Source organism: Cellulomonas sp. Root485 (genome assembly GCF_001426705.1).
GTDB lineage: Bacteria > Actinomycetota > Actinomycetes > Actinomycetales > Cellulomonadaceae > Cellulomonas.
The window spans coordinates 1,295,604-1,319,882 of the sequence record NZ_LMFC01000001.1; the positions used below are offsets into that span (position 1 = coordinate 1,295,604).

The 24,279-nt window shown below is 74.1% G+C and carries 13 protein-coding genes; 6 read left to right on the plus strand and 7 right to left on the minus strand.

Annotation, left to right across the window (positions count from 1 at the left end):
* Nucleotides 1–157: 157 nt before the first annotated feature.
* Together ASD16_RS05960 and ASD16_RS05965 are read left to right on the plus strand one after the other, a co-directional pair.
* The gene (locus ASD16_RS05960) at nt 158–2,089 is read left to right on the plus strand and encodes an ATP-binding protein (RefSeq protein WP_055914092.1); all 1,932 of its coding nucleotides are present in this window, start codon (nt 158–160) and stop codon (nt 2,087–2,089) included.
* Nucleotides 2,089–5,973 (plus strand): DUF4157 domain-containing protein, encoded by a 3,885-nt coding sequence (locus tag ASD16_RS05965; protein WP_055914095.1) that lies wholly within the window; start codon nt 2,089–2,091, stop codon nt 5,971–5,973. The genes ASD16_RS05960 and ASD16_RS05965 overlap by 1 nt, the downstream gene beginning before the upstream one ends.
* 19 nt (nt 5,974–5,992) lie before the next feature.
* On the opposite strand, the gene ASD16_RS05970 is transcribed toward ASD16_RS05965, so the two are convergent.
* A complete protein-coding gene (locus tag ASD16_RS05970; RefSeq protein ID WP_055914098.1) occupies nt 5,993–6,556 on the minus strand; it encodes a DUF4255 domain-containing protein in 564 nt (187 codons plus the stop codon).
* Between the two features lie 124 nt (nt 6,557–6,680).
* On the opposite strand from ASD16_RS05970, the gene ASD16_RS05975 reads away from it, so the two are divergent.
* Entirely contained in the window at nt 6,681–8,030 is a 1,350-nt protein-coding gene (locus tag ASD16_RS05975) for an NlpC/P60 family protein (protein ID WP_082570609.1), read from the plus strand.
* Here the strand turns inward: ASD16_RS05975 and ASD16_RS05980 are convergent, their stop codons facing one another.
* Nucleotides 8,031–8,723 carry a response regulator transcription factor gene (locus ASD16_RS05980; protein ID WP_055914101.1) on the minus strand — a complete coding sequence of 231 codons (693 nt, stop codon included), beginning with the start codon at nt 8,721–8,723 and terminating at the stop codon, nt 8,031–8,033.
* A gap of 98 nt (nt 8,724–8,821) precedes the next feature.
* Here ASD16_RS05980 and ASD16_RS05985 point away from each other — a divergent pair, with 98 nt between their 5' ends.
* From ASD16_RS05985 to ASD16_RS05995, 3 genes are all read left to right on the plus strand, one after another.
* Nucleotides 8,822–10,627 carry a dynamin family protein gene (locus ASD16_RS05985; RefSeq protein ID WP_055914104.1) on the plus strand — a complete coding sequence of 602 codons (1,806 nt, stop codon included), beginning with the start codon at nt 8,822–8,824 and terminating at the stop codon, nt 10,625–10,627.
* The gene (locus ASD16_RS05990) at nt 10,624–12,096 is read left to right on the plus strand and encodes a dynamin family protein (RefSeq protein WP_055914107.1); all 1,473 of its coding nucleotides are present in this window, start codon (nt 10,624–10,626) and stop codon (nt 12,094–12,096) included. Before ASD16_RS05985 ends, ASD16_RS05990 begins: the two co-directional genes overlap by 4 nt.
* Nucleotides 12,097–12,165: 69 nt before the next feature.
* Complete coding sequence (locus ASD16_RS05995; protein WP_157453802.1) at nt 12,166–14,763, plus strand: PASTA domain-containing protein; 2,598 nt, start codon at nt 12,166–12,168, stop codon at nt 14,761–14,763.
* Between the two features lie 3 nt (nt 14,764–14,766).
* Here ASD16_RS05995 and ASD16_RS06000 read toward each other — a convergent pair whose 3' ends face one another.
* From ASD16_RS06000 to ASD16_RS06020, 5 genes are read right to left on the minus strand one after another with little or no spacing between them, the layout of a single operon-like run.
* A complete protein-coding gene (locus ASD16_RS06000) occupies nt 14,767–17,238 on the minus strand; it encodes a YncE family protein (protein ID WP_157453803.1) in 2,472 nt (823 codons plus the stop codon).
* Nucleotides 17,235–19,715 carry a hypothetical protein gene (locus ASD16_RS06005; protein WP_055914116.1) on the minus strand — a complete coding sequence of 827 codons (2,481 nt, stop codon included), beginning with the start codon at nt 19,713–19,715 and terminating at the stop codon, nt 17,235–17,237. Before ASD16_RS06005 ends, ASD16_RS06000 begins: the two co-directional genes overlap by 4 nt.
* Nucleotides 19,716–19,718: 3 nt before the next feature.
* Nucleotides 19,719–22,055, minus strand: coding sequence for a transglutaminaseTgpA domain-containing protein (locus ASD16_RS06010; protein ID WP_055914119.1), 2,337 nt, complete (start codon nt 22,053–22,055; stop codon nt 19,719–19,721).
* A gap of 1 nt (nt 22,056) precedes the next feature.
* Nucleotides 22,057–23,199: a DUF58 domain-containing protein gene (locus tag ASD16_RS06015; RefSeq protein WP_055914122.1), complete on the minus strand. Its 1,143-nt coding sequence runs from the start codon at nt 23,197–23,199 to the stop codon at nt 22,057–22,059.
* Between the two features lie 3 nt (nt 23,200–23,202).
* Nucleotides 23,203–24,192 carry a MoxR family ATPase gene (locus tag ASD16_RS06020; protein WP_055914125.1) on the minus strand — a complete coding sequence of 330 codons (990 nt, stop codon included), beginning with the start codon at nt 24,190–24,192 and terminating at the stop codon, nt 23,203–23,205.
* Nucleotides 24,193–24,279 lie beyond the last annotated feature (87 nt).

Genomic DNA, 24,279 nt, shown 5'->3' on the forward strand with positions numbered 1-24,279 from the left:
GCGTTCCCTCCGTCGACGTGTGGGGTCCAGCCTCTGCCTGCGCGGTCGCCGCGGACAGGGCCCGGGGGCCGCGCCATCGCGCCGGGCTGCCTGCCCGATCGCGCACACGTGCGGGACGTCCGCACCGCTGGCCGCCCCGCTGCGCTACGACAGTGAGGTGACGCCCTGGGAGCGCTTCGCGGACCTGGTGCTGCAGCGGGAGGCAGCGCTGTGCCGTGTCGTGTCCGGCGTGCCCCCACGGGACTTCGCGGGCATGTACGTGGACGACGACGACCTCGACACGATCCTGCGGTCGCTGCCCGGTCTCGACGGCCCCCGCCCCGAGGCGGTCGCTCCGGTGCGCGACCTGTTCGCGCCCCTCGTCGTCGAGGCGCGTGCGGCGCTCACGCTGTGGTGCGCGCAGAGCGACGACGCCCTGGCACGGACGTGCCGGAACGCCGCCCTGACGTCGCCCGACGTGGAGTCGCTCGCGCTGCTCACGGCGGTGGAGCTGAACCCGCAGCGTCAGCGCGTGGTCGCCTACGTGCAGGACTCGGTCCAGCTCCCTCGGCCCACCCTGGCGCTCCTCGCGCGCGTGCTGGGTCCCGACGGACCTCCGACCGTGGCACCCGGGGCGCCGATGCGTGTCGCCGAGCTGGTCACGGTGGAGGACTCCGGGCCGTGGGCGGTCCGGATGTGCGGGGTGGTGCCCCGGCTCGTGTGGGCGGTCCTCGGCGTCGACGCCCCCGACGCGGACCTGCCGGCCCGCACCCGGCGCGTCGCGGCGCAGAGCCGCGGTCGTGGGCACCGGCCCGATCCACCGGACCTGCTGCTGGTGCACGGCGCCGATGCCGAGAGCCGGCGCCGTGCAGCGGGTGCCGAGCTCGCGGGCCGACCGGTGCTCGCGACGACCGTCCCGCAGTCGCCGACGGAGTGGGCGGCGGTCGTGCGCGAGGCGACGGTCGCAGGGTGCGCGGTGCTGCTGGAGGTGGCCGGCCCGCCCGAGCCCCTCGCAGCCGCACGCATCGAGGCCGCGCCGCACCTCACGTTCGTGCTCTCCTCGCCCCGCGAGCTTCCGCTCGAGGCGCTGCCCGACCGGCGCTGGCGGGAGGTCCACGTCCTCGACGGCGAGGCCGGGCCCGAGGACTGGCTCGCCCGGACCGGTTCGACCGACTCGGGCGGCGCCCGCCTGACCCGCGAGCAGCTCCGCCTCGTCGCCGGGGGAGACGGCGGGAACCCGGCCGCGGTGCAGGCGAACCTGAGGAGGCTCGCCGGGGGACACCTCGACGGGCTCGCCGTGCGCGTGCGCGCGCAGCGCGGGTGGGACGACCTCGTGCTGCCCGACGCACAGAAGTCCCAGCTGCGCGAGCTCGTCGCGCGGTACCGGCGGCGGCGGACGGTGTTCGGCGAGTGGGGGTTCCCCGCGATCCCGTCCAGCGGCGTCGTCGCGCTGTTCGCCGGCCCGTCCGGCACCGGAAAGACGCTGGCGGCGGAGGTCGTCGCGCGCGAGCTCGGGCTCGACCTGTACAAGGTCGACCTGTCGTCCGTGGTCAGCAAGTACATCGGGGAGACCGAGAAGAACCTCGAACGCATCTTCGCCGCCGCCGGCGCAGGCGACGTGGTGCTGTTCTTCGACGAGGCCGACGCGCTGTTCGGCAAGCGGTCCGAGGTGTCGTCGGCCCACGACCGGTACGCCAACATCGAGGTCGCCTACCTCCTGCAACGGCTGGAGACCTTCGACGGCCTCGTGGTCCTGGCCACCAACCTGCAGCGCAACATCGACGACGCGTTCCTGCGCCGGATCGGCGTCGCGGTCAACGTCCTCGCACCCGACGAGGAGCAGCGCCGCCGCATCTGGCAGCTCGTGTTCCCCGCCGGGGCACCCGTCGAGGACCTCGACCTCGACTTCCTCGCCCGGCAGTTCAAGGTGACCGGCGGCGTGATCCGCAACGCCGCGCTCGGCGCCGCCTTCTCCGCCGCGGACGAGGGCGGACCCATCACGATGGAACGGCTCGTGCTCGCGATGCAGCGCGAGTTCGTCAAGCTCGGCCACCTGTCCACCGAGAGCGAGTTCGCACGGTACTTCGACGTCGTGCGCTCGGGACGCTGATGACGGCAACCCTGACACGAGACGCGCTGGTCAAGGAGCCGGCGGCGGCGGAGCGCGGCCGCGGCCGGCCGGCGGCGGCCGCCCGCGGTGGCGTGCCGACGTCGAACGCGGGGATGGCCCGGCTGGCCCGCGACGGAGGGGCCGCGCGAGCGAACCTCGTCGGCACCGGCGGCAACCGTGTCGCGCGCTCCACCCTCGCCGTCTCGCACCCCCACGACCCCGCCGAGCGCGAGGCCGAGGCGCTCGCCTCCCGGGTCGCGCACGGTGCGTCGCCGCCGGTGGCGCTCGCCCGGACCCTGGAGCCCGCCGTCGCCCGGACCCTCGTCTCCCGGGACGACGCCCCGGCGCCCGCCGCCGACGTCGCCGCGGGCGGAGACGTCGAGGTCTCCACCGCCGTCTCCTCACTCATCGCGAGCCCCGGCGCCGGAGCGCCCATGGACCCCGCGGTCCAGGCGAAGGTCGAACCACACCTCGGCGCCGACCTCGGCGCCGTCCGCGTGCACCAGGGCCCCGAGGTCGCAGCCGCCGCCGCCGAGCTGCACGCCCGCGCCTTCACCGTCGGCGCCGACATCTTCCTGGGCGAGGGAGAGTCGTCCGCCGACCTCGAGCTCATGGCGCACGAGGCCACCCACGTCGTCCAGCAGCAGGCCGTCGCCGTCTACCGGGACCTCGAGGTCACCGACCTCCTGCCCGACTTCATCATCGACGGCGTCACGTCCGCCGCCCGCGAGATCCCCGGGTACACGCTCCTGACCGTCATCACCGGCAAGGACCCGCTCACCGACGAGCCCGCCACGGTCAGCCGCACCGAGTTCGTCGAGAAGCTCCTCACCTTCGGGCCGTTCGGCGCCGCGGTCGGGCCGCTCCTGCAGACCATCGACGTCCTCGGCGACATCGTCACCCTGCTCATGGACGCGCTCGCGGCCCACAACCTCACGCTGTCCCGGATCGGCCACGACATCTCCGCCGCGTGGGACGAGATGGGGGTCACCGAGGGGATCGACGGGAACGTCGCCATCGTCGAGCGCTACGTCGACGCGATCGTCGCGGACATCCGGGCGTTTGTCTCCGACGTGATCGACGCCGTCATCGAGAAGGTCCGCGAGGTCGTCGCGGACGTCGCCGAGCCGCTCCTGCAGCGCCCCGAGATCGCGCCGTACTGGAACCTCGCCAAGAAGGTGTTCCACCACGACCCGCTGCGCGACGAGGACGTCAGCGCACCGACCGTCGAGATCCTCGGGGACTTCCTCAGGCTGGCCGGCCGCGACGAGGTGCTCGCGCAGATGACCGAGCGCGGCACGTTGCAGGAGACCGCCGACTGGCTCGACCAGCAGTGGGCCGTGTTCACCGACCTGCTCAGCCGCACCGGTGCGCTGTTCGCCGACGCGTGGGCCGCCATCAGCCCGGAGAACCTGCCGAACCTCATCGAGAACATCACGTCGCTGGCCGACCGCGCCTTCACCCTCCTGCAGGACGTCGGCGCGTTCGCGTCCACGATCCTGCTCAAGGTCCTGGAGCTGGTGAAGAAGTCGCTCCTGGGGTGGGCCAGCGAGCACGCGCACCGCGTCCCCGGCTTCCACCTGCTCACCGTCATCCTCGAACGCAACCCGTTCACCGACGAAGCGGTCCCGCGCACCGCCGAGAACCTGATCAAGGGGTTCATCACGCTGCTGCCCGGCGGCGAGGCGATGTACGACGAGCTGGCCGAGTCGGGCGTCATCGGCGACGCGGCGGCGACCATCGAGTCGGCGATGACGCGGCTGAACATCTCCTGGGACCTCATCACCGGGACGTTCCTGGCCATCTGGAACACGGTGTCGCTGGAGAGCCTGCTGGCACCGATCGAGACGTTCGACCGCATCGTCGCGGCGTTCGGCGACCCCCTGAACCGGATCGCGGAGTTCGTCAGCGTCGTCATCCAGGTGGTCGTCCGGCTGATCCTCGAGCTGATGAACTTCCCGTCCGAGCTGCTCGGGAACATCATCGCCAACGCCACCGCCGCCATCGAGGACATCAAGAACGACCCCGTCGGCTTCCTGAAGAACGTCGTCGCGGCCATGAAGGCCGGGTTCGAGGGCTTCTTCGGCAACATCGCGAACTACCTGCTCGAAGGCCTGAGCGGCTGGCTCTTCCGGGGCCTGCGCGGGCTCGGCATCGAGCCGCCCACCTCGCTGTCCGTGGAGAACATCATCACGCTCGTCATCCAGGTGCTGGGTGTCACCACCGAGACCCTCTGGACCAAGCTGGGGGAGCGCATCGGCCCCGAGCGCGTCACGCAGATCCGCGGCGCCCTCGACCAGCTCAGCGGGGCGTGGACGTTCATCAAGGACGTGCAGGAACGCGGCATCACGGCCGTGTGGGAGTTCATCCAGGGCCAGCTCAGCAACCTGTGGGACACGATCCTGACCACCGCCAAGGACTGGATCATGCGGGAGATCGTCGACCGCGTCGTCACCCGGCTGCTCTCGATGCTCGACCCCACCGGGATCATGGCCGTCATCAACGGGACGATCGCGTTCTTCAACGCCGTCCAGTCCGCCATCGACTACCTGCGCGAGCTGCTCGAGATCGTCGACCAGTACGTGTCCACGATCGCGTCCGTCGCCCGTGGGGACGTCGCCCCCGGCGCCGCGATGCTCGAACGCGGACTCGCCAGCGCCGTGCCCGTCGCGATCGGGTTCCTGGCCAACCAGGTGGGCCTGGGCAACGTGCCCGAGAAGGTGCAGGAGATCATCGTCGGCCTGCGCGAGCTCGTGGACCAGGCGCTCGACTGGCTGTTCGACCAGGCGATGGCCCTGGGGCGCGCCGCACTGGACGCCCTGACCGGTGCCGGCGGTGCAGCCGAGGAGCCGGTGGAGCCGCCGGCCGAGGCCGACTTCGCCGACGTCGTCGTCGACGAGCACGTCACCGTGGACGGCACCGACCACACGATCAAGGACGACGGGGCCGACCACGCCCTCGTGATGCACAGCGCGCCCACACCGTTGCAGGCGATGGCGCCGACGTCGGCCGCCCTGACGGCGCTGATCGCGGACTACGACACGAAGAAGGCGGCGTTCGTGGCCGCTCGGCAGGCGTGGTCGGCGTGGCGGGCTGATCGCACGCAGCCGCAACCGGCACGGAACCTGAGCTCGACCCGTCGCGACCTCGTGGCGGCGGTCCAGGCACTCATGGACTTCGCGAGGACGCTCAGCGGCGGCAATCCTGGGGCGAGCGCCCCCGGCATCGGCGAGATCGCGCCCTACGGTGACCAGCCGCCGCGGATCCGGCCCACGCATGCGTCCCTCACGAACGACGACCCCGTGTGGCAGGGCGAGGCCGAGCACATCCTGCCGTTCTCGATCGGCCGGGAGATGTGGCGCCAGCTGCGGTTGCTCCCCACGATCCGCGGCGAGATCGAGGACCGTCAGCAGCCGACGATCGTCATCTACTACAACGCGGCCCGCCTCAAGACTCCGGGCGACGTCGCGCTCATCGCAGCTGCCCGAGCGTCGGCCACGCGTGCCTCCAGGGAGCTGGTGGACGCCCTGGTGATCGCCCGCGACATGCGACGTTCGACGCCGAGCGGACCGGTCGAGGAGGACGAGCTGTATGGCCCGCGGCTCATCCGGCCGGGTCTGCTCGAAGGCGTCGTCGACGCCATGTTCGCGCGCCTCGACGGGGACGTCGGCGCAGCGGTCGGCCGGACCGTCGCCGCGGTCGACGCGGACTGGGGACAGCCCGACCCCGACCCGGTCCGCGGGCATGGGGCCACCTGGGGTGCACGACGCGGCGAGAGCGCCGCAGTGCCTGGGGACGCCGCCGTGGCCGACGCGGCGCAGCAGCAGAAGAACGCCGTCAAGGAGATGGTGCTCAACGCGCTGCAGGCCTCGTTCGACGTCTGACCGGACGAGCGCCCGCCGCTCAGCGCTCGACGACCCGCAGGTCGCGCTCGCGCACGGGCGGTCCGGCGACGAACTCCTTCGCCGGCTGCAGGGGCGCGATGAGCACGACGTCCAGGGACGGCTTCATCTCTCCGCCGAGCGCGCTCCACAGGTCGGTCAGCGACCTGTCCTCGCCGGGCGGCAGCGCCACCTGGAGGACGACCTGCTCGTCGGCCAGCCGCCCGGACAGGTGCGCCGCGGGGATGCGGTCGAACCGCACGAGGTTCTCCAGCATCTGCCCGAGCAGGTGGTGCTCGTCCTCGGGGCGGCTGGTCCAGGCGGTGAGCAGGTAGGAGAGCCGGAAGTAGCGCGGACCGGGCCGGTGGCCGGTGATCCGGCCGCGCTGGTCGCGCACGGGCTGCGCTGCGGCGTCGCGTCGCTCGACGTCCTCGCGGATGTCGTACATGAACACGTCGACGACGGGACCGTTGCGGCGGGCGGCCCACTCGGTGGTGGGGGCGTCGAACACGATGTCGGCGCTCTGCCCGCGCAGGACCTCCTCGCGCAGCAGCGCGCTGAGGGCCGCGTCGACATCGGAGATCACCGCTCCATCGTCCGCCGGGCGCCGGGCGACCGACACGCCCCGGAGGCGGACGTGCCCGAAGGGGCAGGCAAGACCACCCGCGACGGCCGTTCACTCCTCCGGGGGACCGGCCTAGCCTGGACGGGTGAGCGTTCTGGAGGCGCGGGAGATCTACAGGTTCGCCCGCCTCGCGGGGTTCGAGCCGGACGAGGCCGCGACCATGACCGCGATCGCCCTCGCGGAGTCCGGCGGGGAGACCGGCGCCCACAACGCGGTCGGGGAGGACTCGCAGGGGCTGTGGCAGATCAACGTCGCGGCGCACCCGAGCCTGCAGGGCGTCGACCTGTCGGACCCGCTGGCCAACGCGAGGGCCGCGTTCGACGTGTCAGGCGGGGGCGCGGACATCTCGCCGTGGACGGTCACGCACGGCGGCGCCGGTGCGCGCTACCTGAGCTACCGCACGGAGGCCGAGGTCGCGGCGCAGCTGAACGGCGACCCCGTGGGTGGGTCGTGGGCCGGCACGGACGGGTACGGCGACGTCACGCCTGCGGGTGGGGACGCGGGCGGTGCGGACGCCGGTGAGTGGCAGCAGAGCGGCGCGCTGCAGCAGTTCCTCGACGCCGCGACCGCCCAGGCGGGCGACACCTACGTGTTCGGGGCGGGCGTCGACATCGACGACGCCGACCCTGACACGTTCGACTGCTCGGGCCTGGTCAGCTGGGCCGCGGGGCGGGTCGGCGTCGACCTGCCGCACGCGTCCTGGCGGCAGTACCTCGAGCTCAAGGAGCTCGGCCTCGTCGTCCCCGTCGAGGAGGCGATCGACACCCCCGGCGCCCTGCTGTTCAACTTCCCGTGGGAGCCGCAGCCCGGCGAGAGCAGCCGGCCCGGGAACGCGCACGTCGCGATCAGCATGGGCGACGGCCGCACCATCGAGGCGATGAACCCGACCAAGGGCGTGCTGTTCGGCGAGGCCAGCGAGCGGCGGTTCCAGTTCGCGGCCGTCATCCCCGGGATCTCGGACGGCACGGCCGGGGCGGACGTCGCGGCACCCGTCGACCCCGGGCTCGACTCCGACGGTGACGGCATCACCGACGTCCTGGAGGCCAAGCTCGGCCTCGACCTGTTCCTCGTCGACAGCGACGGTGACGGGATCTCCGACGGCTACGAGCTGCTCGTGACGGGGACCGGCGCGGCGACGAGCGACTCGGACGGCGACCTCATCGGCGACTCGGCCGAGCTCGGCCTGGGCACCAACCCGCTCGCGGCGGACTCGGACGCCGACGGGACCCTCGACGGAGCCCTGCCCGGCGGGCTCGACAGCGACGGGGACACCCTCGAGGACGGTCTGGAGCAGGTGCTGCACTCCGACCCGTTCGGCACCGACTCCGACGCCGACGGGTTCACCGACACGGCGGAGTACGGGACCGGCTACGACCTCGCGGACCCGCTGAGCAACCCGCTCGTGCCGTCGGCCGAGGACATCGTCGGCACCTAGTCAGATCAGCCCGTGCCGCACGGCGTACGCGACGGCGTGCGACCGGTTGCGCAGCCCGAACCGGCGCGTGATGTCCTGGATGACCGTCTTGACGGTGCGCTCGGAGTAGCTCATGGCGCGGGCGATCTCCCGGGTGTCGGAGCCGTCCCCGAGCATCCGCAGGACGTCCCGCTCCCGGTCGGTGAGCGTGGCCATGGCCAGCAGCCGGGGAGCGGTCGACGTCGGGCCTGCCGCGCCCTGCCGCGGCATCAGCGCCGCCAGGAGGTCGGGCGGGATGACCGCCTCGCCGGCCGCGACCGACCGCAGCAGGTGGCCGAGGCTGTCGGCGGTGACCTCGCGCCGTCGCAGCAGCCCGACCGCCCCCGCCTGGACGGCCAGCGCGACCGCCTCCGTGCTCACCTCGCCCAGCAGGACGACCACCCGGACCCCAGGGACCGCGCTCAGCTGGTGCAGGGCGGCGATGCCCTGGGGGGTCACCGCGTCGAGGACCACGAGCCCGATGTCGACGTGTCCGTCGGACGGGGCGGCTTCCAGGTCCTGCAGCTCGCCCAGCATGGACCGCAGGCCCGCCCGGGTCAGGGAGTCGCCGCCCTGCACGCCGATCCTGAGCCGCACGCGCGGGGTGGGCTCGGTGAACGTGGAGAGCTCGGTCGCCGTCGTCGTCGTCGGCCGCCGCATCGTCGTCGTCGTCACCCGGACAGCGTGCCGAGCCGGGCTCAACAACCGCTCCACAAGAACTCAACGCGTCGCGTCGGCTTCCCGGCGGGTGGCTGAGCAGGGACAATGCGGACATGGGGGGCGACGTGGAGCACGTGCTTGCGGCGATCGCCCGGGCTGCCGAGCGGCACGACCGCGCCGACCTGCGGGCACGGGTGGAGGTGGCACAGGCACGGCTCGCCGACCCCGCGTGCCGCGTCGTCGTGTGCGGGGAGTTCAAGAAGGGCAAGAGCTCGCTGGTCAACGCGTTGCTCGGCGCGCGCGTGTGCGCGACCGACGCGGACGTCGCCACCGCGATCCCGACCTACGTGCGGTACGGCGAGCGGCTCGAGGCGCACGTGCTCGACGAGGAGAGCCCGGGCTCGTCCCGGGGCGCCGCGGTTGCCGGGGCCGAGCTCGACACGGTCGCCACCGGGCACGCCGGTCCGTCGGCACGCGCCCTCGAGATCCGTCTCCCGCGCGAGCTGCTCGCGGGCGGTCTGGTGCTGGTGGACACCCCCGGCATCAGCGGCGGGCTGGCCTCGACGCACGCGGGCATCGCCCTGCGCGCCCTCGCCGTGGCGGACGTCCTCGTCTTCGTGACCGACGCGGGGGCCGAGCTGGGGGCCGCGGAGATCGAGTTCCTCACGCAGGCCGCCGCGCTGTGCCCGGTGGTCCTCGGTGCGGTCACCCGCGTCGACCTGTACCCGCAGTGGCGCCGGATCGTCGCCGCCGACGCGGACCACCTGCGGGCGGCCGGCCTGAGCATCGACCTGTTCCCGTTGTCCGCGCCCCTGCGCCACCACGGCCTGCGCGAGGGCGACCGCGACCTGCTGCTCGAGTCGGGCTACCCGCAGCTGACGGCGCGGCTCGCCGCGGAGCACGCCGGTGTCGCCGGGTCCGGGGGAGCGTCGGCCGCCGCCGTGGGCGCCAGCGTCGTCGGCCAGCTCGTCGCCGAGCTCACGGCGCAGCGTCGCGGCCTCGACGCGGACCCGGCGGCCCAGGAGCAGCGCCAGGCCTGGGCGCGGGCGCGCGAGCAGGCGGCCGACCTGCGCACCGCCGGGTCGCGCTGGCAGCAGGTGCTGTTCGACCGGATGGCCGACCTCGGCGCGGAGGTCGAGCTGGACCTCACGGTGCGCATCCGGGCCCTGCGCCGGGAGGCGTCCGACCGCATCGCGCAGATGCCGCCCGCGCGGCTCGCCGCCGACCTCGGTCCCTGGCTGCAGCAGCGCACCACGGAGCTCCTGCTCGACCACCAGAGCGTCGTGCGCTCGCACGCCGACCAGGTCGCCGACGCCGTCGCCGAGCAGTTCGGGTCGGCCGCCGCCGAGCTGCGGCGCGGGCTCGACCTGGGCGGTGACGAACCGGGTGCGGTGCGCGACATCGCGTTCGCGCTCACCGGGTCCGCGTCCGCGTCGCGGCTCGACATGGGCCTGGTGGCCCTGCGCGGCGGGTCGGCGGGCGCCATGATCACGCACGCCGCCGGACTGGTGCTCGGGCTCGCGTTCCCCGTGGTCCTGCCCGCCGCCCTCGTCCTGTCGACGGTGCTCGCGGGCAAGTCGTGGCAGAGCGCGCAGAAGGCGCAGCTGCGGGCGCTGCGGGCCGACACCGACCGTGCGGTCGCGGGGTACCTCGAGGAGGTCGACACCGCCGCGCGCAAGGACACCCGCGACGCGGTCCGGCGGCTGCAGCGCCGGCTGCGCGAGACCTTCTCCGCGCGGGCGAGCGAGCTGTTCACCACGGCAACCCGGTCGGCCGAGTCGCTGTCCACGTCGCTGACGGGCGACGACGAGGCGCGTGCAACCCGGCGCGCGGAGCTGGACTCCGAGCTGGACGCGCTGCGCAGCCTGCAGCGCGAGGTGGGCGGCCTGCTCACCGGCCTGCTCCCGGTGCCGGCGTGAGCAGCGCGACGTCGACCGCGGTCCGTGCCCTGCTCCTCGACGCGCGGATGGCGTACCAGGGCCTGCCCGAGGCCGACGAGCTCCAGGACGTGCTCGACCGCCTCGACGGCCCGCTGCGGGTCGCGTTCGCCGGGCGAGTGAAGGCCGGCAAGTCGACCCTGCTCAACGCGCTCGTCGGTGAGCGGCTGGCGGCGACCGACGCGACGGAGTGCACCCGCATCGTCACCAGCTACGTCAACGGCCCCGCGACGCGCGCGTGGGCGTACCCCTTCGGTGCGGAGCCGGTGCAGGTGCCGTTCGTCCGTGCCCGTGGGCAGACACATATCGACCTCGGTGCCCTGACGGTCGAGGACGTCTCCCAGCTCGTCGTCGAGACCCCCAACGGTCGGCTCGAGCGGCTCACCCTCATCGACACCCCGGGCATCGGCTCGGCCCGGCGCGAGGTGTCGGCCCGGACCGAGGCGTTCCTCGTGGACTCCGCCCCGGGGTCCGACGCGGTCCTCTACCTCATGCGGCACCTGCACACCGCCGACGTCGGCTTCCTGCGCTCGATGTCCGACGAGCACGACGCCGGGACGTCGCCCGTCAACGCGGTCGGCGTCCTGTCGCGCGCCGACGAGATCGCGGGCGGCCGCGAGGACTCCCTCGAGGTGGCCGGTCGCATCGCCGCGCAGTACGCCGCCGACGCGCGCGTGCGGGCGCTCGTGCAGACGGTCGTGTCCGTCTCGGGGCTGCTCGCCCTGGCGTCGACCGGGCTCCAGGAGCGGCAGCACGCGGCCGTCGTCGAGCTGGCAGGCGCCCCGACGTCCCTGCTCCTGTCGGCCGACCGGCTCCTCGACGCGCGGCCCGAGCTCGGCCCGTCGCGGGAGGTCCGCGCCGAGCTGCTCGACGTGCTCGGCCTGTTCGGGGTGCGCCTGTGCGTGAGCCTGGTCCGGCTCGGGTCCGCCCCGGACGCGGGAGCCCTCGCGGCTGCGCTGCGCCGGCTCAGCGGGTTGGAGGACGTGCGCGCGCTGCTCCTGGAGCGGTTCATGGGCCGCGCCGGCGTGCTCAAGGCGCAGCATGCGGTGCGGACGGTGGAGGCCGCCCTGACCGAGCGCCCTGTGCCGGAGGCCGGTGCGCTGCGCCGACGCATCGAGGGGGTGCTGGCCGGTGCCCACGAGCTCACGGAGCTGCGCCTGCTGGGCGACCTGCGCACCGGGGAGCTGGACCTCGGCGACGACGACGCGCTCCTCGACGCGGAACGGCTGCTCGGCGTCGAGGGCACCTCCGCGCGCGAGCGGCTGGGGCTCGACGCCGACGCGGAGGACGCCGACGTGCGGACCGCCGCGATCGAGGCGCTGCGGCGGTGGCAGCGCCGGGGATCGAGCCCGCTGGCGACGCCCGACCTGCGGCGGACCGCCGAGCTCGTGCGCAGGTCCTGCGAGGGGATGGTCGCCGAGGCGCAGGCACTTCCGCGGGGCGCGGTGTAGGTGTGCACTAGGACGTGGGTCCCGCTCCGCCGAGCGCGCTGTGCGGGGCGCGGGGGGAGGTGACGGTCCGTGCCCGGGTTCGTGCAGGGGCGACGAGCCAGGACCGTGCTCGCGGTGACGGCCGGCGCCGTCGTCGCTCCGCTCGCGCTCGTCGCCGTGGCCGGACAGGGCAACCCGGTCGCGGAGCTGTCGCAGGCGCCGGGGACCGTGTGGGTGGCATCGCCCGGGCAAGGGCTGCTCAGCCTCATCGACGGTGCGTCGGAGGAGGTCGTGGCGGCCGTCCAGGTGCCCGTCCCGTCGGCGGACCTCGATGTCACGCAGGCCGTGGCGTCCGCGTACGTCACCGACACCGGAGCAGGCACGGTCACCCGCGTCGACGGTGGGACGTACGAGGCGTCCGCGGCGTACGAGCTGGGCACCCCCGGCGGCGGGACCACCGTCCTGCAGGGCGGGGGCACGGTGTTCGTCATCGACTCGGTCGCCCGGACAGCGACCCGGGTGGCACCCCTGACGCTCCAGGTGAGGAGCACGGTGTCGCTCGCGGCCGAGCCGGGGCGTGGACAGTCCGTCGTCGACGACGACGGTCGCCTGTGGGTGGTGGACTCCGTCGGCGGAGGGCTGACCTGGGTCGACGGGGAGCGGCGCGGCGTCGTGCCCGACGTCGACGCCGGGGCGCGCCTCGTGCTCGTGCAGGGTCGCCCGGTGCTCGTCGACGTCGCCCAGCGACAGGTCGCCGCACTGCAGGGCGGCGGGGTGGGGGACTGGTCCTGCCTGGACGTCCGGGCCGAGGACGACATCGAGGTGCTCGGTTCGCGGACGGCCGACGAGGTGTATGCCGCGGTGCCCAGCACGGGCAGCGTCGTCGTCGCGGACGTCGGGAACGACGACTGTTCCCGGGTCGTCCCGGTGGGTCAGCCGGGTGCCAGCGACTTCGGCGCACTCGCGCAGAGCGGCGCCTACCTCTTCGTGCCCAACAAGGCGGACGGCTCCACGACCGTCGTGGACACCCGCTCCGACGAGCAGGTGGCGAGCTTCGACCTCACCGAGCCCGGTCACGACGTGCAGCTGCTCAGCAAGGACGGTCTCGTCTTCTACAACGACCTGGACTCGCAGTCGGCGGGGGTGCTCACCCTGCGCGACGGGACGTGGGTGCAGGGGCCGTCGGTCGACAAGTACGACCCGGCGACGGGTCAGGCCGCGACCGTGGAGACGCCTGTCGAACCCGGTCCGGTCCCCGGCGTCGCGGAGCCGTTGCCCACCGAACCCTCGGCCACGCCCGAGCCGGAGCCGTCGACCGCGGCCACCGAGCCACCGCGCGCCCCGACGGCCGTCGTGCCCCCGACGGGCTCGGCGAAGCGGGCCGCCTCCGAGCCACCGCCACCGGACCAGCTGGCCGTCGGCACGTTGACGGCGGAGCCGGCCGTGTTCGGTGCGGACGGCGTCACCACCCTGTCCGCCCCGGTCGTCAACGCGCGCGGAGCCCGCTGGGCGGTGACGGTGCGTGCCCTTGACTGCGACTACGAGCTCACGACGCCCATGGCCGCGGTGCCGGACGGTGACCGGCTGTCAGCCTCGCTCGGCCCTCTCGCCAGCGAGTGCCTGGGGGTCCACACGGTCGACCTCGTCGTGGTCGGCCCGGCCGGGACGGCGACGTCGAGCACCACCGTCGAGCTCGTGGCGGACCCGGCGAGCACGCCGGTGATCTCCGGCCCGACGTGCACGCCGGAGCACCCGTCGCCCGGTGAGGCCATGACCTGTCAGGCGACCGAGTCGGTGGTGGGAACGCGCGGCACGTGGACGTGGTCGGTCACCGACGTGGGCAGCGGCGAGGTCGTCCTGGCTCCCACGGCCCGCACCGCCACCGAACCGCTGGTCACGACGCTCCCGCGGGCGGCGCGGTACGTCGTCACGCTCGCCGTCCGCTACAAGGGCACCGAGGTGTCCGCGACGACCGAGGTCGCGTCGTCGGCGGTCGTGCCGGATGTCGCGGGACTGTCGGTCGACGACGCGACCGCTCGGCTCGCCGAGCTCGGGCTCGCGGCGGACGTGGTGAGCGAGGCGAGCAACACCGTGCCCGCCGGTACCGCGCTGCGGTCGGACCCCGGTGCGGGCTCGGTCGTCGTGGTGGGCGACACCGTCCAGGTCGTGGCGTCGGGCGGTCCTCGGCCACCGACCGATCTCCTCTCGCGCGCCTCGTCGGCGAGCTGGTCGAGCGGCGCGGGCGGTCTGGCCTTCGGTGGCCGGGACGACGACGTGCGCGGCTTCGCCCTGATCCGGCCCGGGACCCTCCTGCTCGAGGACGGCAGCGCCCCGACGGTCCTCGAGACCCATCCCGAGTGGGTGGCCGACGGGTGGATCGAGGGCGTGTTCGCCCTGGACGCGCCGGTGATCGCGGGCGACCGGTTCCGCGCGACGGTGGGCTTCCTCGCGGTGGCGGCGCCGCCGTCGGCCGGCAACGCGACGTTCCGCGTCAGCGCCGTCACGGCGGGCGGGGCTCGGGTGCCGCTCGCGACCGTCACGGACACCGGTGCCGACGGCGTGCTGCGGCCGATCGACCTCGACCTCACCCCGGTGGTCGGTGCGCAGGCGATCGTGCTGCGGGTCGAGGCCGGCACCAGCTCGTCGCAGGACTGGGCGGTCTGGGTGGCGCCACGCGTCTCGGGGTGAGGCTCACCAGCAGTTCCACTGGTCGCTGCCGTTGACCACCGCCGAGCTGGCCCCGGACGAGTCCGTCGCCTGGACCGTCCACGTCGTCGCAGCGCCCAGGCTCGCGATGGGGAGGTACTCGCCGAACAGGGTCGGTGCCGACGAGCCGTTCTGCAGGGTCAGCGACTGCCCGTTCACGGTCACGACGACGTCCAGGGTGTCGAGGTCGCCGTCGTCGAACGACGCGAGGAACTGGACGCGACCGTTCGCGGTGTCCGGCACGCAGACGGTGTAGCCGTTCACGCTGACCGGGGGCAGGTTGGCGATGACGTCGATCGGGTAGGTCAGCACGGGCGTGCTCTCCAGGGTCACGACGATCGCGTCGGCCGACGTGCCGTCGACCGGAGGCATGCCGCTCACCACGAAGTCCGCCCACGTCGGCCCGGACGGCCCGATGTCCAGCGTCGCCGGGCCGGTGATCCAGCCCGGGTAGGAGATCGTGGCGTGCGCGTCGCCCACGCAGTCGAACGCGGAGACGTTCAGACCACCGCTCCCGGACCGCAGGTCGACCGACTCCTCGACCGCGAGATAGCAGACGTACTTTCCCGCGAAGTCGACGGAGGCGGTGTCGCTGCGCATCCCGTCCGTGACGGTCAGGGTCACCCGGAACTGCGAGACGAGGTCGGCGTCCACGTCGACCGACATCTGGAGCTGCTCGCCGGGACCGGGCGTGCTCTGCGGGTCGAACGGGGCGCCGTCGCGCGTCACGTCCCACGTCCACGTCGCTCCCGGACCCGCACCCTGCACGACGGGCGTGATCACGGCGGTCGTCAGCGGCTGGTACTCGGCCGCGTCCGACGTCAGCGAGGTGATCGCGAGCGCGAACGGGTCGGACGCGGAGAACGCGAGCGGCGCCCCGGTGGACGTGCCTCCCGGCCCGGAGACCGTGAGCTCGACCAGGAAGTCGGTCCCGACGTCCGTGGGCAACGTCGTCGTGAAGCCGCTCGCCTGGGTGGAGGTCGTCACCTGCGGACCCGACGCGACGGACAACGTCCACTCCCAGGTCGCCCCCGCCGCGTTGTCCACGGCTGCGGCGAACGTCACCGACGAACCCAGTGCGGGGACGGCCGGCTCGATCACGAGGTTGCCCACGACGGGTGGCTCGTCGGGGTCCGACGGGGGCGGGGTCGTCGGCGGTGGGCGGTCCACCGGTGTCGTCGACGCGGGGATGCCGCGTGCGGGGGGTGCGGCGGCGTCCGCGGGTGGGGTGGTCGGCGTGGTCGGCGGTGCCTGAGCGGGTGCCGCAGGCTCGTCGCCCGGCACCTGCGGAGCTGGTTGGGCAGCGGCCGGGGCGTCCTGCGGTGCCAGCACCGCCGGGGCGCCGGTGTCGGGGTCGTACTTCTGGAGCGACTCGGAGACTCGCCAGGTCGTCCCGTCGAGCGTGAGGACCCCGGCCTCCGCACCGTCGAGGTCGTTGTAGAAGACGAGGCCGTCCTTGGCGATGAGCTCCACGCGGTGCCCCGGGTCGGTGAGGTCGAACGTCGTCACCACGACGTCGCGTGCCGTGTCGATGACGCTCGTCCGTCCGGAGGCCACGTCCGGGACGAACACGAACCTCCCGGACTGCGCGAGGGGCCCGAACGTCGCGGTCCCGGGATCCGCCACGCCGATCACGCGGCGGCAGTCGTCACGCCCGACCCCGGCGACGACGACGGTGCCGGTGGCGGACACCGCCGCGAAGACGTCGTCCCCGTTGCGCGAGCCGAGGACCTGGACCTCGTCGTCGGGGCGGACGTCGAGGCACGTCGCGGCGCCGACCCGTCCCGTGGGTCCGACCGGCCGGACCTGGGCCGCGGCGATGTCCACGAGGACGGGACGGTCGCGCACGAGGACCAGCCGGGTGCCGGCGTCGGCGGCGTCCGCGTCCACGTGCTTGGCGGTGTCGAACCAGGTCAGGCCGCCGCGCTCCGCGTCCACCACCCACAGCCGGCCGTCGGCGTCGACGACGGACTGCCCGGGACCGGGAGCCGCGGCGAGCGAGACCTGGTCCAGCACGGCCAGGGTGCGGGCGTCGACTCGGACGGCCGTCCGCCGCCCGGAGTCCACCACGACCACCTCACCGCCGCCCTGCAGCACGTGCAGGGCCGCGCCCGGCGACCCGAGCAGGACCGGGGCGGAGACGTCGTAGGTCGCTCCGTCGACGTGCGTGACGGTGCCTGCGGTCTGGTCCGCCACGTAGGCCGACGACTCGGCCTGCGTGACCGTGAGCCCGTTCTCGCTGCCGGGGACCCGCACCGAGGCGACCAGCTCCTCCGACGGCCCGTCGATGAGGGTCACGAGCCCCTGCGAGGGCGAGACCACCCACGCGCCGCCGCCGTCCTGGGCGAACGACTCGAGCGGGTTGCCCTGTCCTGCGACGACCGCAGCGACGAGAGGCGCGGCCACGAGCACGACGACCCCGGCCCGGCGCCAGTCGCGCACAGCCGGCCGCCTCATGGCGCGCACTCCCCGGCAGGTGCCGTCCGGACCTCGGCGGCGACCCCGAAGCGGTCGGTCGCCCGGACGGTGAACGTGGTCAGCGCGCTGAGGTCGACGGTGAGCGGGACGAGCAGCTGGTAGACGCCCTGCTCCGCGCCGGTGGGAACCATGCGGTAGCCGTCCTCGGGCCCACCGGCGATGCCGTCGAGCGTCAGGCGGACGTCCAGCGATCCCGCGTCGGCGTCGGCGAGCGGTGCCACGAACCGGGCCTGGCCGGTCGTGCCACGGGTGCAGACCGGGTCGGCCGTCCACACGGGTGCCGTGTTGACCCGCACGTCGACGGGCACCCGCTGCTCCCCGAGCACGAGGGTGACCGCCCCGCGGATCAGACCGTCGGCCGGAGGCGTGCCGACGACGGTGACCTCGACCGGGACGGGGTCGGGGGGGAAGGTGTGGTGCAGCCCGTCGAGGATCTCGGTCCGGCCGGCCGGCACGTCGACGGTCGGCGTCGTCGTCGACAGCCAGGCCGGCAGCTCGAGCGTGACAGGAGCGTCGACGAAGCACTCGGCCGTGGTGACGGGCACGCTCGCGGTGCCTTCCCGGCGCACGTCGACGAAGCGGCGGTCGGCCAGCGCAGGAACGCACCGGTCCGCGTAGGTGATGCGGACGGAGGCCTCGTCGGAGAGGCCCCCGCTCTCGACAGTCAGCGTGACCGTGTACGTGCCCTCGGTGTCGAACTGGAGCGGCAGGGGTGCCCCCGGTGCCGGCTGCACCGGGAAGGCCAGGTCGAGGTCGCCCACGGCGACCGTCCAGGTCCAGGTCGCCGCCGCGTCGGACAGCCCCGACTCGACGGCGGAGATGTTGGTGACCTCGCCCAGGCCGGGCGACCGGTCCTCCACCTGGAAGAGCTCGATGTGGGGCGTCGGCACCAGGACCGCGTCGAGGTCGCGCTCGCTCGTCGCGCGGTGCCCGGCGGCGTCGACGACGACGAGCGAGAGCGTGTACGTGGCCGGTGTGGCGTCCGGGATCGTGGCGTCCACGGAGCCGGCCTGGTCGGACGACCACGCGATCGACCCGTCGGGGCGGGTGAGGGTCCACTCCCAGGTGGTGCCGACGGTCCCGCGCGCGCGGGCCTCGAACCGCACCGGGCTGCCCAGGACCATGGGGTCGGGGCGCGCGCGCAGGCCCGCGATGACCGGCCCGCCGGCGACGGCCGTCGACGGGGCGACCTCGGCCGTCCGGCCGTCACGCTCCGGCGCCACGGTGGACCAGCCCTCGATCGCGTTGCCGCCGACGTCCGCGGGACGGTCGGACTGCGCACCGGCACCCAGGGCGGCCACGCTCTCGTCGGTCTCCGGGTCGTACTTGCGCACCTCGTCGGCCGCCCACCTCCCGCCGTCGAGCGTGATGACTCCTGCTACCTCGGAGTCGAGGTCGTTGTAGAAGACGATGCCGTCCTTGGCCGTGAGCTCCACCCGGTTGCCTGCGCTGGACAGGGGCAGGTCCGCGACGAGGGTGCCGCTCGCGGTGTCCACGACCGAGGTGGTGCCGGTGGCGCGGTCGGGCACGAAGACGTACCGCCCGTCCTGGGCCAGCGGACCGAAGTCGGCCGTGCCCGGCTCCGCCAGCGGGATCGTCGTGCGGCAGTCGTCGCGCCCGACCGTCGCGACGACGAGCGTGCCGTCCGCGGGGACGGCGGCGTACACGTGCCCGCTGGTCTGCGACCCCAGCAGGCGGGCCGGGGACCCGGGTGCGGGGCCCGCGCACGACCAGCGACCCTGCGGACCGTCGGGACCGAGCTGCACGGTACGTCCGCCGGCGACGTCGACCAGGACGGCCTGCCCCTGGACCAGGACGAGCTGCGCGTCCGGGAGCCCGAGCGTGTCGTCGACGTGCTTGCCGTCGTCGAACCAGGTGAGCGAGCCGGACGTGGCGTCCACCACCCAGAGCCGCCCCGCGTCGTCGACCAGTGCCTGCCCGGGACCGGGCTGCGCGGCGAGCGAGAGCTCGGTGCCCTCCGTGAGTGCGAGGGGGTCGACGAGCGAGGCGGTCCGCCGCTCCGGGTCCAGGACGTACACGGACCCGCCTCCTTCGAGCACCTGGAGGCGCCCGACGGGGGCGGCGAGCGCGGCCGGCTCGCCCACCTCGAACGTGGCGCCGTCGATGCGCGCGGCAGTCCCGAGGGTGCGGTCGACGACGTACGCCGACGACCCGCTCTGCGTGACGGTGAGGTCGTCGCCGGCGAGCGAGTCGGGCGCGGGCACGGTCACCACGACCTCCTGCGACGAGCCGTCGATGAGCGAGACCGTCGCCTGCTCCGGCGACGCCACCCAGGCGCGGCCCCCCGCCTGCTCGGGCGCGTCGAGGGGCGCGTCGCTGCCCATCCGGACGGCGAGCGCGACGGGTGCGGCGATCACGAGGCACGCGACGGCGGCGGTCACCACGTGCCGGGAGCGGTGGCGGCGGCGCGGGCGGGGGTGGGTGTCCCGGAGCACGCGTCAGTCCTCGGCGGACCGGCCCGCGGTGACCAGCTCGGGGGTCGGCGGCGGCTCACCGGGCGGTGTCGGCGGGACCGAGCGGCGCACCCAGCGGCTCCCGGGGTCGAGGAGCGGGCGTGGATCGAGTGCGGCGCGCCATCGACGCATCGGCCGCAGGCGCCGTGCGACGTCGTCCCGGACGCGCTGCTCGAGCTCCCACGCCTGGCGGGCGACGCCCGGGGAGGGTTCGCCCGGTGCGTAGACGGCTGCGGTCGCGAGCCGGGCGAGCTCCATGAGGTCGGCACCGTCCGGCGCGTGCTCGCCCACCGTCGCGCGGCGCGCGACCTCGATGGCCGTCCAGGTGGGCGGTGTCGGCACCCCGGCCTCCCGGAGGCGGTCGGTCGTCTCGCGCCAGGCGCCGGCCACCTGCTGCGACGGGTTCCCGCGGCTCCGGCGGCGTGCTCGGCGCAGGTGCTTGGCGACCACGATCGCGAGGAGCAGCAGCAGTGCCACGAGGACGATGCCGGCGACGACGTACGCGGAGCCTCGCGCGACCGCTGCGAGCGCACTTCCCGGGACCTCGCTCGCGGCGTCGAGCGCGGAGGTGTCCGGCTGCGCGGGCTGCGCGGCGGCCGGGTCCTGCGGGAGGACGGGTGCCTCGGGGTCGCGGGGCGGCTGCGGCCCGGCGATGTTGCCGGTGTCGGTCGGGTCGAACGCGACCCAGCCGTACCCGTCGAGCAGCACCTCCGGCCAGGCGTGCACGTCGGCCGTCGTCACGGTGTAGGTGTCGCCGGAACGCGCGTCCTCGCGCAGCAGGTAGCCCACGGCGACCCGGCTGGGGTACTGCATCGAACGCGCCAGGATGGCGAACGCCGACGCGTACTGCTCGGCGTTGCCCGGCTCGGCATCCGGTCCGACGAGCGTGCGCTTGACCGCCCCGTAGGAGTGCCCGGGTCGCGCCTGCACGTCGTAGGGCCGTTTGCGGAGCATCTCCTCCAGGCTGCGCAGCTGGGTCCACGGCGTGACCCAGTCGCCCTGGGCCGCCCGCGCCTCCGTCTGGACCCAGTCGGGTGCGTCGGGCACCGCGAGCAACCGGTCCGGCACCGTCGGAGGTGCGGCCGTGTCGATGTCCGCCTCGCGCGCCACGTCGGCCGTGAGCGCGTACGTCACGGCGCCCGCCTGCTCGTCCGTCGACGCCCGCACCAGCGAGCCGCTGTCCTCGTCGATCGCCACGGTCGTCCCGCGCAGGGTCAGGGGCTGGCCGATCACGGGGAGGTAGGGGCTGCGGCCGCTGAGCACGGCGATGTCGAGCGTGACCTCGTCGGAGCCCGCGGTCGGCGGCGGGGGGTGCGGGAGCTGGGTGCCGGCCAGGACGAAGGTGCCGGACTGGCTCCAGAGGGCGCCGTCGAACGAGTCGAGCGCGGCGAGACGGATCCGGTCGACAGGCGTGCTGCTCGACCCCGTGACGGTCACCCGGTAGAGCGGGGTCGCCGGTCCGACCAGCTGCGGCTTGAGCTCCACCAGCGGGGACAGGCCGGCGGTGACCTGCACCTCGGCCTCGTGGGAGTCGCGGGGGTCCGCCCGGTCGGTGCCGTCGGCGATCGGCAGCAGCAGCGCCCCCGCCGCAGCGAGCGCGATGACGACGGCCACTCCCGGTAGGCCGAGCAGGACCCGGCCCACGGCGGACGTGCGGCGGGCGGCGACCGCGTCCGACCCGACGGCCTTGTCCAGCGCGTCGTCGCGGGCGTGCTCCGCGGCCACGGCCTGGCTCACGACCGCCGCCGGGTCGGGTCGGTTCGCCCGCACGAGCACCAGCGCGGCGAGGCACGCGAGCACGCCGACGGTGACCGGCAGCTGCGGCATGCCGCGCGCGGCGGTGACGGCGAGGGCGAGGAGCAGCACGCCGAGCGCCGGGAGGCAGAGCGTGACGACGGCGGACGTCCGCAGGACCAGCAGGCCGACGACGTAGGCGGCGACGAAGCCGGCGGCGACCGGCAGCGCGAGGACCTCCGGCCCGGGGTCGGCGGGCAGCGCCACGGTGAGCATGCGGTCCCACCCGGAGAGCAGGTCCTGGGCGGTGGTCGCGGGGTTCGGGGGCCAGGGACGCAGGGCGAGCAGCGCGTACAGGAAGAGCCCCACGAGCCCCACCGGCGCCAGGACCCACGCGGGCCAGCGCCACACCGCCCCGGCCACCGCGAGGCCCACCCCGGCGACGACCGCCCCGAGGGTCACCGCGAGCCAGGACGACCCGGCGAAGTACGGCATGAAGGCGAGGCACGCCACGGCGACACCGACAGCGGCGAGCACGAGCTCGAGCACGACCGCCGCGGTCGCGCCCCATCGCCCCCGGTCCGCCACGTCAGCCCCTGATCTGCGAGTTCCACGCCTCGGCGAAGTCCTCGCTCGTGGCGACGTTCACGACGAGCGCTCCCTCGAGCGGTGCGGCCCGTCGACCGAACCGTTCACCGAGCTGGGCGACCGACACCATCTGGAACCGCCCGCGGGCGCGCGACACGGCGGCCCGCTGCTCGGGCGACGGCTGGCCGGTGACGACACCGAGCGACACGCCTTCCTCCCGCGGGGTGAGCCGGAGCAGCGCGGCCAGGCCGGGGTCGTCGGCTGACGGCTCGACCCGGGCGAGCAGGTCGAGCACCTCGCTGCGGTCGCGCGTGCGGTCGACGACGACCGCCGCGCCCCCGGTGGTGTGCAGCGCGAGGGGGAAGCGTCCGTCCACGGCGGCCACGGCGAGCGAGGCGGCCACGCGGACGGCCTCCTCGAAGCTCTGCGCGTCGTAGGGCTCGGCGGACGTGTCGAGCACGATCATGAGGCGCGGCTCCTGGGGCACGACGTTGTGCCGGACCATGAGCGTCCCCGTCCGCGCGCTCGCCTTGGCGTGGATGAGCCGGTGGTCGTCGCCGGGCTCGTACTCGCGCAGGCTGTGGAACGCGATGCCGCCGCGCGGTGCGCTCGACGACGTCGGCCCCTCGGAGTCCTGCGACCGGCCGCTGGGCAGGACGGCGACCGCGTGGATCAGCGGGTAGACCGTCAGCGCCCCGGTCGAGGCGTAGTCGTGGGAGATGCGCATGAGGCGCAGCGGGTCGGTGTGCCCGATCGACAGGGGCCCCACCGGGAACACCCCGCGCCGGTCGGTGGGCAGGGGGTAGGTCGAGGCGTGCGACGCGCCGGGGGCGAGGCTCGGCAGCGGCAGCGTGATGGTCCGCGTCCCGAACCGCTCTAGCGCGAGGACCGGCGGGCTGCGCCGGCTCGCGGTGTTCGTCAGGGTGACGACGCCGCGGGCGAGCTCACCCTCCTGGACGCGCAGCGGCTGGATCTCGCGGACGGCGTCCAGCGACGGCCGGTAGATCATCCACAGCGCGGAGATCGCGAGGGCCAGGACGCACGCGAGGCCGACGACGACCAGCTCCGGGTAGTCGAGCCACCAGCCGGCGACCAGGAGCAGGACCCCGGCGACCGCAACCCCCTTGCCCGAGGTGGTGATCACGGCTCACACCCCGGCTCGCACCTGGGGCACGGGCACGGAGGTGACGAGGGTCTCCAGCAGCTCGCGCGCTGTCCGGCCCTGGAGCTCGGCCTCGGGCCGCAGGATCATCCGGTGCGGCAGCACGTACTGCAGGACGGCCTTGACGTCGTCGGCGGTGACGAACGAGCGGCCCTGTGCGGCTGCGAACGCCTGCGCGGCCTTGGCCACGGCGATGGTGCCGCGCGGGCTGATGCCGAGCCGCAGCTCGGGCAGCGTCCGCGTCGACGCGGTGATCGTGACGATGTAGGCCAGCACGGCGGGTGCGAGGTGCACGGACGAGGCGATCTGGTTCATCTGCTGCAGGTCCATGGTGCTCATGACGGCCTGGAGCTCGTCGGTCGTGCGGCCCGCGGTGATGTTGGTGACCACCTGGACCTCGGAGTCGTGGTCCGGGTAGCCCAGCGTCGCGCGCATCATGAACCGGTCGAGCTCGGCCTCGGGCAGGTCGTACGTGCCGCCCTGCTCGACGGGGTTCTGCGTGGCGATGACGATGAACGGCCGCGGCACCAGGTACGGGATCGAGTCGATGGTGACCTGACGCTCGGCCATGACCTCGAGCAGCGCCGACTGCGTCTTGGGCGACGCGCGGTTGATCTCGTCGCCGAGGACGATGTTGGCGAACACGGCTCCGGGGTGGAAGACGAACTCCCGCTTGCCGGAGTCGTAGACCTGCACCCCCGTCACGTCCGACGGCAGCAGGTCGGGCGTGAACTGGATGCGGCGCATCGACCCGTCGATCGACTGCGACATCGCCTTGGCCAGCGACGTCTTCCCGGTGCCGGGGACGTCCTCCAGCAGCAGGTGCCCCTCCGCCAGCATGCAGATCAGGGCCATGCGCACGACGTCGCTCTTGCCCTTGATGAACGACTCGACGTTCGCTGCCAGTGCGTCGAACCGGTCGGCGAACCAGGCAGCCCGGCCCGCCGACGTGCCGTCCTCGACCTCACGATCCACGACATCCCCCGATACGGTCGTGTTCTTCACAACTGGGACAATCCGTACGTCGATAGTAGAGACGCGAACCGTCGCAGAGATACGTCC

What these genes read in the sequence shown, in the direction of transcription:
- ASD16_RS05985 (WP_055914104.1), top strand. Translation starts at nt 8,822, where the DNA reads ATGGGGGGCGACGTGGAGCACGTGCTTGCGGCGATCGCCCGGGCTGCC.
- ASD16_RS06000 (WP_157453803.1), bottom strand. Translation starts at nt 17,238, where the DNA reads ATGAGGCGGCCGGCTGTGCGCGACTGGCGCCGGGCCGGGGTCGTCGTG.
- ASD16_RS05965 (WP_055914095.1), top strand. Translation starts at nt 2,089, where the DNA reads ATGACGGCAACCCTGACACGAGACGCGCTGGTCAAGGAGCCGGCGGCG.